This window comes from Aquibium carbonis, from assembly GCF_003970795.1.
Taxonomy (GTDB): Bacteria; Pseudomonadota; Alphaproteobacteria; order Rhizobiales; family Rhizobiaceae; genus Aquibium; species Aquibium carbonis.
The window spans coordinates 69,300-84,402 of sequence record NZ_RWKW01000043.1 but is presented as its reverse complement, the minus strand read 5'-3'; the positions used below and the strand labels follow the sequence as shown (position 1 = coordinate 84,402).

The 15,103-nt window shown below is 68.2% G+C and carries 11 protein-coding genes and 1 pseudogene; 3 read left to right on the top strand and 9 right to left on the bottom strand.

Going from position 1 to position 15,103, the window contains the following annotated elements:
• From EJC49_RS12905 to EJC49_RS12895, 3 genes and pseudogenes are all read right to left on the bottom strand, one after another.
• A pseudogene (locus tag EJC49_RS12905) lies at positions 1-1,089 on the bottom strand (hypothetical protein); the annotation flags it as partial.
• 197 nt (positions 1,090-1,286) lie between these two features.
• Complete coding sequence (locus tag EJC49_RS12900) at positions 1,287-1,967, bottom strand: response regulator transcription factor (RefSeq protein WP_126700343.1); 681 nt, start codon at positions 1,965-1,967, stop codon at positions 1,287-1,289.
• Entirely contained in the window at positions 1,967-3,886 is a 1,920-nt protein-coding gene (locus EJC49_RS12895; protein ID WP_170314705.1) for a sensor histidine kinase, read from the bottom strand. The genes EJC49_RS12900 and EJC49_RS12895 overlap by 1 nt, the downstream gene beginning before the upstream one ends.
• A gap of 499 nt (positions 3,887-4,385) precedes the next feature.
• On the opposite strand from EJC49_RS12895, the gene lexA reads away from it, so the two are divergent.
• On the top strand, positions 4,386-5,099 hold the full coding sequence (gene lexA, locus EJC49_RS12890) for a transcriptional repressor LexA (protein ID WP_126700341.1): 714 nt from the start codon (positions 4,386-4,388) through the stop codon (positions 5,097-5,099).
• Here lexA and EJC49_RS12885 read toward each other — a convergent pair.
• Positions 5,093-7,552, bottom strand: coding sequence for a ComEC/Rec2 family competence protein (locus EJC49_RS12885; protein ID WP_245453385.1), 2,460 nt, complete (start codon positions 7,550-7,552; stop codon positions 5,093-5,095). The genes lexA and EJC49_RS12885 overlap by 7 nt on opposite strands.
• A gap of 150 nt (positions 7,553-7,702) precedes the next feature.
• Here EJC49_RS12885 and gltX point away from each other — a divergent pair, with 150 nt between their 5' ends.
• Both gltX and gltA read left to right on the top strand, forming a co-directional pair.
• Positions 7,703-9,124 carry a glutamate--tRNA ligase gene (gene gltX / locus EJC49_RS12880; RefSeq protein ID WP_126700340.1) on the top strand — a complete coding sequence of 474 codons (1,422 nt, stop codon included), beginning with the start codon at positions 7,703-7,705 and terminating at the stop codon, positions 9,122-9,124.
• Positions 9,125-9,328: 204 nt separating this feature from the next.
• Entirely contained in the window at positions 9,329-10,618 is a 1,290-nt protein-coding gene (gltA, locus tag EJC49_RS12875; RefSeq protein ID WP_126700339.1) for a citrate synthase, read from the top strand.
• 63 nt (positions 10,619-10,681) lie between these two features.
• On the opposite strand, the gene EJC49_RS12870 is transcribed toward gltA, so the two are convergent.
• From EJC49_RS12870 to lpxD, 5 genes are read right to left on the bottom strand one after another with little or no spacing between them, the layout of a single operon-like run.
• Complete coding sequence (locus EJC49_RS12870; protein ID WP_126700338.1) at positions 10,682-11,857, bottom strand: lipid-A-disaccharide synthase; 1,176 nt, start codon at positions 11,855-11,857, stop codon at positions 10,682-10,684.
• Positions 11,854-12,735, bottom strand: coding sequence for an LpxI family protein (locus EJC49_RS12865; protein ID WP_126700337.1), 882 nt, complete (start codon positions 12,733-12,735; stop codon positions 11,854-11,856). The genes EJC49_RS12870 and EJC49_RS12865 overlap by 4 nt, the downstream gene beginning before the upstream one ends.
• Positions 12,719-13,549, bottom strand: coding sequence for an acyl-ACP--UDP-N-acetylglucosamine O-acyltransferase (lpxA, locus tag EJC49_RS12860; RefSeq protein ID WP_126700336.1), 831 nt, complete (start codon positions 13,547-13,549; stop codon positions 12,719-12,721). The genes EJC49_RS12865 and lpxA overlap by 17 nt, the downstream gene beginning before the upstream one ends.
• An 8-nt stretch (positions 13,550-13,557) precedes the next feature.
• The gene (gene fabZ, locus EJC49_RS12855; RefSeq protein WP_126700335.1) at positions 13,558-14,028 is read right to left on the bottom strand and encodes a 3-hydroxyacyl-ACP dehydratase FabZ; all 471 of its coding nucleotides are present in this window, start codon (positions 14,026-14,028) and stop codon (positions 13,558-13,560) included.
• On the bottom strand, positions 14,021-15,082 hold the full coding sequence (gene lpxD, locus EJC49_RS12850) for a UDP-3-O-(3-hydroxymyristoyl)glucosamine N-acyltransferase (RefSeq protein ID WP_126700334.1): 1,062 nt from the start codon (positions 15,080-15,082) through the stop codon (positions 14,021-14,023). The genes fabZ and lpxD overlap by 8 nt, the downstream gene beginning before the upstream one ends.
• Positions 15,083-15,103: the final 21 nt, after the last annotated feature.

Genomic DNA, 15,103 nt, shown 5'->3' with positions numbered 1-15,103 from the left:
GCCGTCGCCGCCATTGCCGCCCTTGCCGCCGCCGGCGCCGAAACCACCCACGCCGCCGTTGCCGCCGTCGCCACCCGATCCACCGAACGCGCCCGACGCGCTGACGGCATCGCCGCCGTTGCCGCCATCGCCGCCTTCGCCGCCGCCATAGCCAAACGAGCCGTTGCCGCCCTTGCCGCCATTGCCGCCATTGCCGCCGTTGCCCGCCGCGCCGGTCTCGTAGCTCGTGACCTGGATCGCCGTCAGGTAGGCCAGCTCATAGGCCGCCTTCGTCCCTTCCGCCGTGCCGCTTGCGGTCGCGGAGGCCGCCAGCGACCCCATCGCCGTTGCTGCCGTAGCGAGTGCCGTTGCCAATGCCGGGTTGGGAGCGGGACCGGCGGCATTCACGCCACCGACGCCGGCTGCTGCCGATGCCGCGGAAAACGCCCCGGCGAGTGTCGTGTAGAGACCGGCATCGGTTCCGTCGCCCGCGGCGTCGAACAAAGCCTTCGCCTGCTCGGCGATGGTCTTGACGATATCGGCGGTGGTGACGGAACCATCCGAGCCGCTACCGCCGTCGCCACCGGCCCCGCCGGCGCCGGCAACGCCGTGCGAGGCGTTGAAGCCATGGCCGCCGTCGCCGCCATTGCCGCCGTTGACATAGGCTGTCGCGCCGGACGAATCGCCGCCACTGCCGCCATTCGCACCCGTGGTCCCCGTGCCGCGCCCGTTGAGGCCACCGCCCGTGACGCCCACGCCGCCGTCACCGCCGATGGCGGTGTTGCCGATGAAGTCGACCGAGTTGATGTTCACCGTCGCGCCATCGCCGACGAAGATGCCGCCGCCCATGCCGGCGCCGCCGCCGCTGCCATCGCTGCCCTGCGCGGTCTGGCCGGAAATCGTGGTGTTCGAAACGGTCGAGGTGCCGGTCAGATACTCCGTCGCCTCCGCGCGACCCGAATAGCCGGCCGCCACCAGTGCAATGGCCATCAGGGAGGTGGTGGCCAGCGCCTTGCTGCGGAACCGTCTTCCGCTCAACAGCGTTGCCGCGGAACCGTGCACGGTCGACGTGTAGGCACCGCGCTTCTGGGATTCGACGCAACGGGTCATTGTCTGGATCTCTCCTCGGTACAGACATGGCAAGGCTGGCGGAATCAAATCGCCGGCGAGCCAATCATGCGGAGAGCTATCATTTCGCGCGCACGTAAAATTAACGAATATTACACACGCATGGGGCGCATCGCGGGCATAGGCGAACCCCGCTTTCCAGGCCTGCGGAGGGCAGGTCGAACCAGCCGAAAGGCCGATCAGCCGGCGATGCCGATCTGGATCGACAGGCTGTAGCCCCAGTTGCGGATAGCGCGGATGCAGCGCTCGTCGGCGCCGGTTTCCATGATCTTCTGGTTGATGCGGAAGATGGTGACGTTGACCGTGTTTCGGCTCGCCACCGCGCCGTCCGAGCCCAGCACCTCGGCGATCTGCCAGGCCTCGAGCCTGCGGTCGGGCGCGCGCGCGAGGGCCGCGAGGACAGCCGTTTCCGCCCCCGTCAGCATGACCTTTCCAGCCGGCCCGTGCAGCCGGCGCGCCTTCAGGTCGATGCCGAACTCGAGTTCGGGTTCCCGCGGCAGCGCCACGCGTCGCAGCAGGGCCCGCACCGCCGCGTTCAGCTCCTCCGGGTCCACCGGCTTCGTCAGATAGATGTCGGCGCCCATCTCGTAGCCGTCGCGCCGGTCGGCGGGCTTGGCGCGGCCCGACAGGATGATGATGCCGATGCGCGGCTGCAGGCGGCGCATGCGGGCGGTGAGGCTCAGCCCGCTTTCACCGGGCAGGTTGACGTCGATGAGGAGCATGTTGGGGTCGTTCGACTGCGGATCCTCGATGAATTCCTCGGCGCAGCTGAACGCGCTGACGCGATATCCGACGTCCGACAGGGAGCGCGCGATGGCGCGGCGCAGGCTGTCATTGTCCTCGATCACGACGATGTCCATCAGCGGTGACCCTCCGCCTCGGCCGTCACCTCTGCGCTGGCCGCAGCCGGCTCCCCGCCGGAATTCGGCAGGACCAGCGGCAGCCAGAAGTCGAAGCGCACCTTGCCGTCGGCGATGGTGCAGTCGATCGTTCCCGACAGCAGGTCCGTCACCCCGGCCACGACATAGAGGCCGAGGCCGGAGCCGGGCTCCGATCGCGCGCCGGGCGCCCGGTAGAACTTGTCGAACACGCGCCGTGGATCCGGCGCGGCGGCGCGACCCGGTTCATTTTCCACCGAAATGACGATACCGCGCGCGCCATCCTTCTCGACCCGACGGCAATCGAGGCGGATCGGCGTGTCCGGACGGGCATACTTGATGGCGTTCTCGACGAGGTTCGACAGCACCACGTTGACCATATGGCGGTCGTTTTCGACCGTCATCGGTCCCTCGGCCTCGAACCGGACCGGGTTGGACGGCGCATGGCGCGCCACGACCTCGCGCAGCGCCTCGACGACGTCGAACCGCGCGCCGCGCGCGCTGGCGCCGAGTGCGTCGGCCACCCCGCCCATGCTGCAGCGTTCAACGGTCGCGTCGATCTCGGCCAACGCGTCGCGGATGTCGCGGTAGCGTTCTGGGCCGAGGCTCGCCGGATCGGCGGACAGGCGGATCGCCGACAGCGGGTTGCGGATCTCGTGGACCAGCATGGCGGTGAAGCGGTCCTGGATGTCGCGCTGCCGCCGCTCGGAATCGAGCGCCTGGCTCACGAGGTCCAGCCGCGCCTGGTTCTCGCTTTCCAGGACTTCCCTCTCCTTGGCGCGGCTGTGGATGACCAGGAACATCATCGCCCCGTAAGTCAGGACGAGGATGTAGGGATAGTTGAGCGTCCACTCGCCCATGCTGATGATGCCGAGCAGCGGCGCGATGGAAATGACGAAGGCCAGCGCCTGGACACCATAGAGCGTGCGCAGCAGGATCGACGGCGCCCGTTCCTTCCAGGGCCAGAACGCCATGGCAAAGTAGAATGTCGAGCTGACGAAGATCAGCGTCGAGTTCGCCCGCAGCGCCAGCTGCGTGTAGCCTCCGGCGAGCACCATCCCGGTCAGCGCGAAGGCGAAGGCGCACATCACCCCGCCGACCACCGAGACGATCCGCGCGGGTGCGTAGACGAGGAACACCTGCCGGTGCAGCATGACGCCGACGGCCGGCGTCAGGCAGACGAGGATGTTGGTCAACGTGTTGATCGTCGTCGGCGATGCGCTCGACACGAACGGCGCCAGGTAGCCCGTGACGGCCAGCACGTAGAGCATGTAGCAGATCTGGGAGACGATGAAGATGAAGGTGATCGCCTCGGCGCGCGCCACGAAGTTGCCGATCGACCAGAGCAGGATGCACCAGGTGATCGCCAGGAAACCGACGAGAAGCGCATCCGACATCAGTTCGGCCCGCCGCATCTCGTGCCAGTCGAGCGCCTGCACGCCCATCAGCGACGAGCTGGTCGTCTCCAGCCGGAGGTAATACGTCGTCTCCGGTTGCTTGGGCGCGATCTCCAGCGCCAGCGCCGCCGCCGCCACCTCGCGCTCGCCATAGGGCACCATGTCGCCGGTCACCCTCGTGCGCCAGCCAGAACCTTCCGGGTCGGGCTCGAACAGCGTGACGGTGTCGAGAAAGGTCGGGCGGATCCTCAGGACCAGCGGACGGCCGTCGCTGGAGGCCCGAACGCGCAGCCGGACCCAATGGACGGACGGCGTGTAGCTCGCCGCCAGCACGGCCGGCATCGACGCGAACGCCATGTTGACGACGTCGTCGATCCGCAACTCGCCGGCCGGATCCTCGATCACGGCGCGCTCGACGACGTGGTCGGCCTCCGCCGGGACTTGCGGGACGTAGACGACGGCGAGCGTCACCAGCAGGATCGTGGCGAGGGCGATCAGTGGCAAGAAGAACTCGCTTCTGTCGTGCCCGTGGGGCGACCGCCTCGCCCGCATGCCGTCGCCAGTCAGGCTGGGCATTGGACCGGAACGGCGCGAAGCCTGTCATCGGGCCGGTCGAACGAATAGGACATCAGAACCCCGTCTTTCGCCGGGCAACGGCCAAAAACGCCCAATTCGGAATCGCGGGACGCAATGCCTCGTCGCATGCGCCCGTTCCGTCCGAACCGTTTCTGCCCCATGCACGACTTTCGTCTAATGCAAAAAGGCATGCCCGATGTGGCCGGGGAATACCAGAGGTTGCTTCGATTGCAATGGTATTTTCCGCCCGCCTTCCCCAGCGGACCCCTCTTGCGACCAAGCTTGGCGACGGAACTGGTCTTGGCGAAAGCATCGGCCCGCCGATGGCTTTAGATGCGCCGGGAAATAGGCGGTTGCGGAACAAGACTGGAACAGATATGTTTGTTCCGGTTTTGTTTTTCCGCGCGATTCCTCCGGGGGTGGACCGATGCTGACCCGCAAGCAACACGAACTTCTGCTCTACATTCATGAACGCCTGAAGGAAACGGGTATTCCGCCCTCCTTCGACGAGATGAAGGAAGCGCTGGATCTGGCGTCGAAATCCGGCATCCACCGGCTCATTACGGCGCTGGAAGAGCGTGGCTTCATCCGCCGTCTGCCCAACCGCGCCCGCGCGCTCGAGGTCATCCGGCTTCCCGATTCCATCGCGCCGGGTCTCGGCGCGCCACGGAAGTTTTCGCCCAGCGTCGTCGAAGGCGGCCTGGGCCGGAAGCCGGAACCCGCCACGGCGCGCGTCGCCAGCAACGACGACGAGGCCAACGGCGTGTCGATACCGGTGATGGGCCGCATCGCCGCCGGCGTGCCGATCGACGCCATCCAGCACCAGACGCATTCCGTCGTCGTGCCGCCCGACATGCTGACGGGGGGCGATCACTACGCGCTCGAGGTCAAGGGCGATTCGATGATCGAGGCCGGCATCCTCGACGGCGACACGGTCATCATCCGGAACGCAACGTCGGCCACGCCCGGCGACATCGTGGTGGCGCTGGTCGATGGCGAGGAGGCGACGCTGAAGCGGTTCCGTCGCAAGGGCGCCTCGATCGCGCTGGAAGCCGCCAATCCCGCTTACGAGACCCGCATCTTCGGGCCCGACCGGGTCAACGTGCAAGGCAAGCTGGTCGGTCTCATCCGGCGCTATTGAGGCTGCCGCGCCGGCGCCTTCTCCCGATCGGTTTCGGGTGGCGCCGAGGCGTCGCGACCGCCGCGGGCGGCTTGCTCGCGCTTGTAGGGCGCCAGGCCACGCGCCTCGCGCGAGAAGCGCCGGTGGGCGTGCCATGGCCTGAACGGCTCGGCAATCGCCCTTCGCAGGACGATGGCCGGTGCGGCTCCGCCGACGAAATGCAGTTCCGCGCTTCCGCCGCGGGCGAGATCGCGCTTCGTGAGCACGAGCGCGTCGCCATCGTCGGTGCAGGGGGACCGCACGGTCGCGTCGTCGACGACGACCAGCATCGCTCGCGCGCAGTATCCGGCAATCGGCACGCCTTCGCCGAGGAAGGCGACCACGGCGCCGCTCGCGTGACGGGCGAGACAGGAATCCGCTGCGCAGGCGAAAGGCGCGTCCGGCCTCAGCCGCGTGACGCGCAATGCCACCTCCGCTCGGTCATGCGCGTTCGCCGCCGTGACGCCAGCCTCCGCGACCGGCTTGACGACGGCGCCCGCCATGGCGGCACCCTTCCAGATGCCGGTGACGAATTCGCTCGGCCTTGGCCGGTTGACCGCCAGGTCACCGTTCTGCAACCGGAGGGCGATCAGTCGTCCGTCTTCGGCGACGAACAGATCGGGCAGATCGCGCGTCGCGACGAGGGCGATGCCGAGCGCCGCGAGCGGTAGCGCGAGCGCCCGCAGCCAGGTGGTGAGCACCGTCGCCAGCACCAGCGCGAGCGTCAGCACCAGCACGGCCGATGGCGGAATGGCGCCGACCGCATCGAACGGCGTACGCTCGGCCAGCCAGCGTGCGATCGCCATCATGATGCCGATCCCCCAGCCCATCAGGTCGAGGGCCCAGCCATCGAGGCCGAAGGGCATCAGCACGCCCGCCAGGACGGCGAACGGCATCACGACCAGCGACACCACCGGCATCGCCAGGAGATTGGCGACGAGACCGAGTGGCGACGCGCGATGGAAATGCCATACGCCATAAAGCGCGGTCGCCGTGCCCGCGATCAGCGACGTCGCGGCGATTCCGCCCGCGTAGGCAAGCCCCTTTCCGAGCACGGGCTGCAGCACCGGACGATCACGCCGCCATGCCGATCGCCGGCCCAGCCGAAGCCGACGTTCCGACCAGGCGCCATAGGCCGCGATCAGGGCGGCGGTGGCGGCAAAGGACATCTGGAAGCTCGGTCCCACCACCTCGTGCGGTGCGATCGCCACGACGATCAGCGCCGCGATGGCCAGGTTGCGCATCGTCACCGCTGCGCGGTCGAACAACAGCGCCACGAGCATGACCGCGATCATGATGTAGGATCGCTGCGCGGCCACGGCGGCGCCGCAGACCACGAGGTAGTAGCTCGCGGCCAGAAGCGCTGCGACCGCCGCGTACTTCTTCACCGGACGGCGCGACGCGAAGCCGGGCGCCAGCGCGAACAGGAAGCGCAGCGTAAGCATCACGGTTCCGGCCACCAGCGCCATGTGCAGGCCCGAGATCGAAAGCACGTGCGCGAGGCCGGTCTTGCGCAGATCCTCGTTGACCTCCTCGGGAATGCCGGCCCGCGTCCCAGCGATCAGCGCCGCGGCGATCGCGCCTTCCGCGCCGCCGATCCGTTCCATGATCCGGGCTGAAATGGCCTCGCGCATCCGCCCGACACGCGCCGAAAGCCGCGCGCGCCAGTCCGGCTGCTCGGCCAATGCGGTCTTTTCGGGATTGGAGAGGAAGAACCCCGTCGCGCCGATACCGGCCATGTAACTCTCGAAGGCGAAGTCGTAGCCATGCGGCCGCGCGGGACCGGACGGCGGGAAGAGCCTGGCGTAGCCCGCGACCCCGTCGCCGGGCGCCAGGTCGGCGGGAATGGCGCGGGCGGACAGCCGCACGCGTGCCGGCGCATGGCGCAGGGTGGGACGGACCGTGCCGGCCACGTCGATCGTCAGGCGCACGCGCCCGCTCGCCTGCCGCTCGATGGCAGCGACCCGGCCCGTCAGCATGGTCGATATCTCGGAGCCCAGCATCGGCGTGCCGGCCCGCCAGGTCTCGATCTTGCCGGCCAGGACGCCGAGCGCCAGCACCAGCACGACGGCGACCACCAGCCGCGTCATCGACCCGTCTTGCGTCGCGGCAAACAGGATGACGCTCACCACCGTGACGCCGAGAATGGTCCAGAAGGCCGGCTCGACGGGAAGCGACCAGTAGACGGCGGCGCCCAGCGCCAGCAGCACCGGCAGGAACAGGAAGCCGGCGCCGCGGTCCCGCTCCACCTCCACGGCCTTGGCCACCCGCATAGCCCATTGCCGCATCGCGGACGCCCGCACCGGTCGTGCGGCGCGGGCGTGGCGCCCGAAGACGTCGTCTCGGTCGGCATCGGCGCTGCGGCCGGGCACGCCTGCGCGGCCCGTGGGCAGCATCCCCCGCTCGTCGGCATCCGGTTCATCCACCGTCGCCATCGGCCCTGTCCCCGCCCCGTCCCGGAGGCCCCAAACCCCTCGCGTCCCCGAAAAGCTTGCGCCCGGTCGAACCTATGCTACATGAACGCGACCCAAAACACCCGCGCGACGATGCAGCAATTGCGTGCGCGCCCTTCTCCTGGAACCGCCATGTCCGCACCCGTCGTCACGCGCTTCGCGCCCTCGCCCACCGGCTACCTGCACATCGGCGGCGCGCGCACCGCGCTGTTCAACTGGCTCTACGCGCAGCACACCGGCGGCAAGATGCTTCTGCGCATCGAGGACACCGACCGGGAACGTTCCACCGATGCCGCGACCGCAGCCATCCTCGATGGCCTGGCCTGGCTCGGCCTGCGCTGGGACGGCGAGCCGATTTCCCAGTTCGGCCGCGCCGAGCGCCATCGCGAGGTGGCCGAGGAACTCGTGCGCATGGGCCAGGCCTATTATGCCTACGAGACACCGCAGGAGCTGGACGCCATGCGCGAAACGGCGCGCGCCGAGGGCCGCCCGCCGCGCTATGACGGCACCTGGCGCGACCGCGATGCCGCCGAAGCGCCGGCCGGCGTGAAACCGGTGATCCGCATCAAGGCGCCGCGCGAAGGCGAGACCGTCGTGTACGACAAGGTCCAGGGCGACGTTCGCTTCCCCAACAAGGATCTCGACGATTTCATCATCCTGCGTTCCGACGGGATCCCCACCTACATGCACGCGGTGGTCGTGGACGACCACGACATGGGGGTCACCCACATCATCCGCGGCGACGATCACCTGACCAATGCCGCGCGCCAGACCATCATCTACAAGGCGATGGGCTGGGACGTGCCGGTGATGGCGCACATTCCGCTGATCCATGGGGCGGACGGCGCCAAGCTGTCGAAGCGGCATGGCGCGCTCGGCGTGGAGGCCTATCGCGCCATGGGCTACCTGCCGGCCGCGCTGCGCAACTATCTCGCCCGTCTTGGCTGGAGCCATGGCGACGACGAGATCATGTCGACCGCCGACATGGTTTCCTGGTTCGAGATCGAGGACGTCAACAAGGGCGCGGCCCGCTTCGATTTCCAGAAGCTCGAGGCGCTGAACGGCGTCCACATGCGCAACACGCCGGATGCCGAGTTGCTCGACATTCTGGTCGACACCCTGCCCTATCTCGACGGCGGGCCGGCCCTGCTCGACAAGCTCGACGAGAAGCGGAGCGCGATGCTGCTGTCGGCCATGCCCGGCCTGAAGGAGCGGGCCAAGACGCTGGTCGAGCTGGCCGACAGCGCCGGCTACCTGTTCGCGCAACGTCCGCTGGCGCTCGACGAAAAGGCCACCCAGCTCGTCGGCGCGCCCCCCCGTGCCATCCTGGCCGGCGCCCGCGAGGCTCTGGCCGCCATAGAGGGCGATTGGACCGCCGCATCGACCGAAGCGGCCATCAGGGCCCATGTCGCCGCCACCGGCGTCAAGCTCGGCGCGGTCGCGCAGCCTCTGCGCGCATCATTGACGGGTCGGGCTACCTCTCCGGGCGTTTTCGACGTGCTGGCGGTGCTCGGCCGCGACGAAAGCCTCGGCCGCATCGACGACCTTCTCTGAAGCTTGCGTGCGTTCGCGGTCATCTAAATCGATCCAATCGACCGATGCCCATCGGGAGGCGCGCCGGGCACTGGTGCAACGCAACAATCCCCGTGCCGCAACTTGGCATCGAAGGGGAAATAGGATAGCTACAACGCCGATCTTGCTCGCGATTTCCCGTCGCGACGCCCCCCATACAACATCATATCGATGAAGGAGTCCGCGATGACCGCATCAACCGCAAAACTCGATTTTGGCGGCAAGGCGATCGATCTGAGCGTCCGAAAGGGCTCCATCGGTCCCGACGTCATCGACATCGGCAAGCTCTACGCGCAGACCGGCGCCTTCACCTATGATCCGGGGTTCACCTCCACCGCGAGTTGCGAATCCGAGATCACCTTCATCGATGGCGACGAAGGCGTCCTCCTTCATCGTGGCTATCCGATCGAGCAGCTCGCCGAGCATGGCGACTTCCTCGAGGTCTGTTACGTCCTGCTCTACGGCGAGCTTCCCACCAAGTCGCAGAAGGAAGATTTCGACTATCGCGTGACGCGCCACACGATGGTGCACGAGCAGATGTCGCGCTTCTTCACCGGCTTCCGTCGCGATGCGCACCCGATGGCGGTCATGTGCGGCGTGGTCGGCGCGCTCTCCGCCTTCTACCACGACTCGACCGACATCTCCGATCCCTACCAGCGCATGGTCGCGTCCATGCGGCTGATCGCCAAGACCCCGACGATCGCGGCGATGGCCTACAAGTACCACATCGGCCAGCCCTTCGTTTACCCGAAGAACGATCTCGACTACGCGGCCAACTTCCTCAACATGTGCTTCGCCGTGCCGTGCGAGGAGTACAAGGTCAATCCGGTGCTCGCCCGTGCGATGGACCGCATCTTCATCCTCCACGCCGACCACGAGCAGAACGCGTCCACCTCGACCGTCCGTCTCGCCGGATCGTCGGGCGCCAACCCGTTCGCCTGCATCGCCGCCGGCATCGCCTGCCTGTGGGGCCCGGCCCATGGCGGCGCCAACGAGGCGGCCCTCAACATGCTGTCCGAGATCGGCTCGGTCGATCGTATTCCCGAATACATCGCCCGCGCCAAGGACAAGAACGACCCGTTCCGCCTGATGGGCTTTGGCCACCGCGTCTACAAGAACTACGATCCGCGCGCCAAGATCATGCAGAAGACCACGCATGAGGTGCTGGGCGAGCTCGGCATCAAGGACGATCCGCTGCTCGACGTGGCGATGGAACTGGAGCGGATCGCCCTCACGGACGAGTATTTCATCGAGAAGAAGCTCTATCCCAACATCGACTTCTACTCCGGCATCACGCTGAAGGCGCTCGGTTTCCCGACCACCATGTTCACCGTTCTGTTCGCCGTCGCCCGCACCGTCGGCTGGGTCGCGCAGTGGAAGGAAATGATCGAGGATCCGCACCAGAAGATCGGCCGCCCGCGCCAGCTCTACACCGGCGCCCCGGCCCGCGACTACACGCCCATCGCCAAGCGCTGAGGCGACGCGCGCTGGCGCGCGGCAAACCGATCTGTCGGCATTCGGCGGCGCCCTTGGGCGCCGTCAGCCGTTTCGGCGGCGGTCGATCGTGGCGAGCACGGCCTCGGCGGCGATGACGCCCGACGGCCGGTCGGTCGCCATCGCGTCGATGATCCGGTCGAAACCGGCGAGCTGACCAGCGCGCGCCGGCGTTTCGGCCAAAAGAAGCTCGAGATGCCTGGCGATCATGGCCGGCCTGACGAAATGGTCGTAGAACTCCGGCACGACCGGGCTGTCGGCGACGAGGTTCGGCAGCGACGCCGTCCAGATGCCGATCATCGGATAGACGGCCCGCATCAGCGCGTCGGCCTTGTAGCAGGCAAGCGTCGGCACCCGGCCGAGCGCCAGTTCCAGCGTCACGGTGCCCGACGCGGCCAGCGCCGCATCCGCCTCGCCGAAGGCGCGATACTTCTCGTCCACCGTCGTGAGGATGTCCGGCTTCACCGACCAGTCCGCGGTTCCGGCGCGCACCATCGCCTCGACATGCGGCACGGTCGGCATCAGGATGCGAGCGGGCGTGCCGCGCGCCGCCAGAATGTCGACGGTCGCGCGAAAGGGCTCGATCAGCCGCGAGACCTCGCCCCGGCGCGAGCCGGGCAGGACGAGCAGCGTGGCGGGCTCGCCGGGCCGGCGCGGCGGCCTTGTCCGCTGGCGGTCTGCCGCCGCGATCAGGCGCGGTTCATGGGCGAGGCGATGGCCGACATAGGTGCCCGCCGGACCCTTCATCCGGGCCAGTTCTGCCGTTTCGAACGGCAGGAGACACAGGACATGGTCGATGAAGGCGGCCATGCGCTCGGCGCGCGCCGGTCGCCAGGCCCAGACGCTCGGGCAGACATAGTGCACCTTCGGCATTCCTTGCGCCGCGTCATGCACCTTCTTTGCGACGCGCAGGCTGAAATCCGGCACGTCGATCGTGATCAGACAGTCCGGGTCGGCCGCGACGATGGCGGCCGCGGTCTGCCCGATGCGGCGAACCAGCCGCGGCAGCCGCGCCACCACGGCCGCCACGCCCATCAACGCGATCTCGCCCGGGTCGAACAGCGTTCTCAGCCCCAGCGCCTGAAGATGCGGCCCGCCCACGCCGACCAGTTCGACCTTGCGGCCGGTCGCGGCCTGCAGCGCCGCGACGAGATCGGCGCCGAGAAGGTCGCCGGATTCCTCGCCGGCCACGATCGCGATGCGAAGCGGTCCAGCCGTCATCGGCCGCTCCCGTCGAGGCCGACCACGAAGAGGCCCAGCCGGTCGGCGTTTTCGACGACATCGCCCTGCCGCAGGATGATGGTCCGCCCGGCCTCGACGGCGATACCCGACAGGCCGGCGGCGTGCGCATCGACGACCGTGTCCGGACCGATGGTCGGCAGGTCGGCGCGCAGTTCCTGCCCCGGCTTGGCGCATTTCACCAGCACGCCGCCCGCCATCGAGATTCGACCCGAGGCGCGCAGGTCGCCGACGCGTGCCAGCATGGCGGCGGTGCCCTCCACGCCCTCCAGCGCCACGACCCGGCGCCCCACCGCGACCGCCGCCTGGCCGATGTCGAGCGCCCCGATGGCGCGCGCCGCCTGAAACGCCGCCGCGATGCCGGGCTGGATGGATGCGGAAGGCCTCACCCGCGTCAGGGCGCCCTTGTCGGCCAGGAGGTCGGGCAGGATCTGGTGCGAGCCGAGCACCTTCATGCCCGCCGCCTCGATGTGGCCGACGATCGTCCGCAGCAGCGCGTCGTCGCCGCGGCCGAGCGCCCAGACGATCTGCGGCAGCAGTTTCAGAAGGCCGACGCTGAAGCGGATGGCGCGCAGCCGGGGGCGACGCGACACGCTGCCCGCCATCACCACATGGGTGGCGCGGGCAGCACGCAGCACCGGCAACAGCCGGCCATATTCCTCGACATGCAGCACCGTGTATTCGCCGCCGGTCAGGCCGCTCGGATCCTCGTCGCCGACGATGACGACGAAGGGCGCATGGCCTGCCGCTGTGAGGCCGCGAACCAGTTCGCGCGGCAGTTCGCCACCCCCGGCGATCACCGCGACGCGATCGGACGGAGTCAGGCTCGTCGAAAGGGCGGGATCAGCCGTCGCTGCCATCGCCGGGCTCTCCGGCGTCGGCGTAAGGCGGCACGCACATATGCCGCTTGCCGCGCTTGGTCATGAAATCGACGATCTCCATCACCTCGGGCGCATCCGCATAGTCGACCGCGACGGCTTCGAGATTCCGCGCCACCGGCTGCCGGGGATCGAATATCCGCCGATAGGCCTCCCGCATGGTCAGAACCTGCGCACGCGCCATGCCGGCACGGCGCATGCCGACGAGGTTGAAGCCTTGCAACCGCGCCCGGTTGCCCACCGCCATGGCGAAGGGGATGACGTCCCCCACGATGGCGGAGCATCCGCCCAGAAAAGCGCGACGCCCGATGCGCACGTTCTGGTGCACGGCCGTCAGCCCGCCGATGATGACGTGGTCGCCCACCTCGCAATGGCCTCCGAGCGTGGCCTGGTTGGTCATCGTCACGTTGTCGCCGACGATGCAGTCATGCGCCACGTGCGCCGCCACCAGAAAGAAGCCATTGTCGCCGACCACCGTCGCGCCGCGGCCACTGTCGGTGCCGGTGTGCATCGTCACATATTCGCGGATGGTGCAGTTGCGGCCCACGGTCAGGGTCGTGCGGCCGCCCTTGTGCTTCAGGTCCTGCGGCGGCCCGCCCAGAACCGCGTGCGGATACACCGTCGTGCCGTCACCAATGGTCGTCACCCCGATCACGCTGACATGCCCGACCAGTTCGACGCCGTCGCCCAGGGTGACGTCCGGGCCGATATGGCACAGCGGGCCGATCCGCACGCCCTGCCCGATGCGCGCACCGTGCTCGACCACGGCCGACGGATGAATGTGGGTCTGGCTCATCGACGCGATCAGCCGGGCTGCTTGGGCGTCATCATCGCGGTCAGTTGCGCCTCGGCCACCTTGACGCCGTCGACGCGCGCCTCGCAGGCGTAGCGGAAGATGCCGCCGCGATCCTTCAGCTTCTTCACGTGAATGCGCAACTGGTCGCCCGGCGTCACCGGCTTGCGGAACTTCGCGCCGTCGATCGCCATGAAGTAGACGAGGCTCGGCGTCTCCATGCCGCTCTTGCGGATGCAGATGGCGCCGGCCGTCTGGGCCATGGCTTCCACGATCAGCACGCCCGGCATCACCGGATGACCCGGAAAATGTCCCTGGAAGTGCGGCTCGTTCATCGAGACGTTCTTGATGCCGACCGCCGAATCATTGCCGTCGATCTCCACCAGCCGATCGACCAGCAGGAATGGATAGCGATGCGGAAGGAGCTTCAGGAGCCCGACGATGTCGACTGCTTCCAGTGTTTGTCCGCCACCCTCAGCCATTCGCCGCTCCCTTCCGCTTCCTGTCTCCGGCAAGCTTCTTCAATGCATAGACCTCACGGAAGAATTCCGTGGCCACCTTGGCTGGAAAACCGGCCCAGCGCTCGCCGGCCGGCACGTCATGCATCAAGCCGCTGCCGGCTGCAATCTGTGCCCCGTCGCCGATGGTGACGTGGTCGGCGATTCCGGCCCTGCCGCCCAGCATCACCCCGTCTCCGATCGTCACCGAGCCTGAAATGCCGGCCTGCGCTGCAATCGCGCAATGCCTGCCGATGCGCACGTTGTGGCCGATCTGGACGAGATTGTCGATCTTGGTCCCCTCGCCCACCACCGTGTCGTCGAGCGCGCCGCGATCAATCGTGGTGTTGGCGCCGATCTCGACATCGTCCTGGATCACGACGCGCCCGATCTGGGGGATCTTCTCCAGCCCGCCCGCGCCGGCGTGAAAACCGAACCCGTCCTGCCCGAGTCGTGCGCCGCCATGGATGGTGACGCGGTTTCCGATCAGCGAGGCCAGGACGCTGGCGCCTGGGCCGACATAGCAGTCGCGGCCGATCCGGCAATCGGCGCCGATCACCGCGTTCGGCGCGATCACGCTGCCGCGGCCGATCTCGGCGCCCGCGCCGATCACAACGCCGGCGCCGACGCTGGCGCCTTCCTCGATGGTGGCGTGGGGCGACACGGACGCGCTTTCGGCTATGCCGGTTCCGAGCGCGGCAACCCGCAGGCTGCGGATCGCTTCCGGATAGAGCTCACGGCCGATGCGGGCAAAGGCGGCAGCCGGCTTGCGCGTGATGATGACGGCGATCGCGTCGGGCACGCGCTCGGCGAGTTCTTCCTGGCACAGCACGGCGGCGGCCAGGAGGTGGTCGAGAAGGGCCGCGTTCTTGCGCCCGTCGACGAAGACGAGCTTGCCGGCGCCGCCTTGAGCAGCGGCGGCGAGACCATCGATCTCGATGCTGGCAGAGGAAGGCTTTCGCAGCGCGCCGCCAATCATGGCAGCCGCTTCGCCGACGGTCAGACGCCGCGCCGGCGGGAAGAAAACGGGATCACCCATCTTGTGAAAGGATCCTTGAAT

Excerpts from the sequence above, each read along its gene's own strand:
- lexA (WP_126700341.1), top strand. The coding sequence starts at position 4,386 with ATGCTGACCCGCAAGCAACACGAACTTCTGCTCTACATTCATGAACGC.
- lpxD (WP_126700334.1), bottom strand. The coding sequence starts at position 15,082 with ATGGGTGATCCCGTTTTCTTCCCGCCGGCGCGGCGTCTGACCGTCGGC.
- gltX (WP_126700340.1), top strand. The coding sequence starts at position 7,703 with ATGTCCGCACCCGTCGTCACGCGCTTCGCGCCCTCGCCCACCGGCTAC.
- EJC49_RS12865 (WP_126700337.1), bottom strand. The coding sequence starts at position 12,735 with ATGGCAGCGACGGCTGATCCCGCCCTTTCGACGAGCCTGACTCCGTCC.
- lpxA (WP_126700336.1), bottom strand. The coding sequence starts at position 13,549 with ATGAGCCAGACCCACATTCATCCGTCGGCCGTGGTCGAGCACGGTGCG.
- gltA (WP_126700339.1), top strand. The coding sequence starts at position 9,329 with ATGACCGCATCAACCGCAAAACTCGATTTTGGCGGCAAGGCGATCGAT.
- EJC49_RS12870 (WP_126700338.1), bottom strand. The coding sequence starts at position 11,857 with ATGACGGCTGGACCGCTTCGCATCGCGATCGTGGCCGGCGAGGAATCC.
- EJC49_RS12885 (WP_245453385.1), bottom strand. The coding sequence starts at position 7,552 with ATGGCGACGGTGGATGAACCGGATGCCGACGAGCGGGGGATGCTGCCC.
- EJC49_RS12900 (WP_126700343.1), bottom strand. The coding sequence starts at position 1,967 with ATGGACATCGTCGTGATCGAGGACAATGACAGCCTGCGCCGCGCCATC.
- fabZ (WP_126700335.1), bottom strand. The coding sequence starts at position 14,028 with ATGGCTGAGGGTGGCGGACAAACACTGGAAGCAGTCGACATCGTCGGG.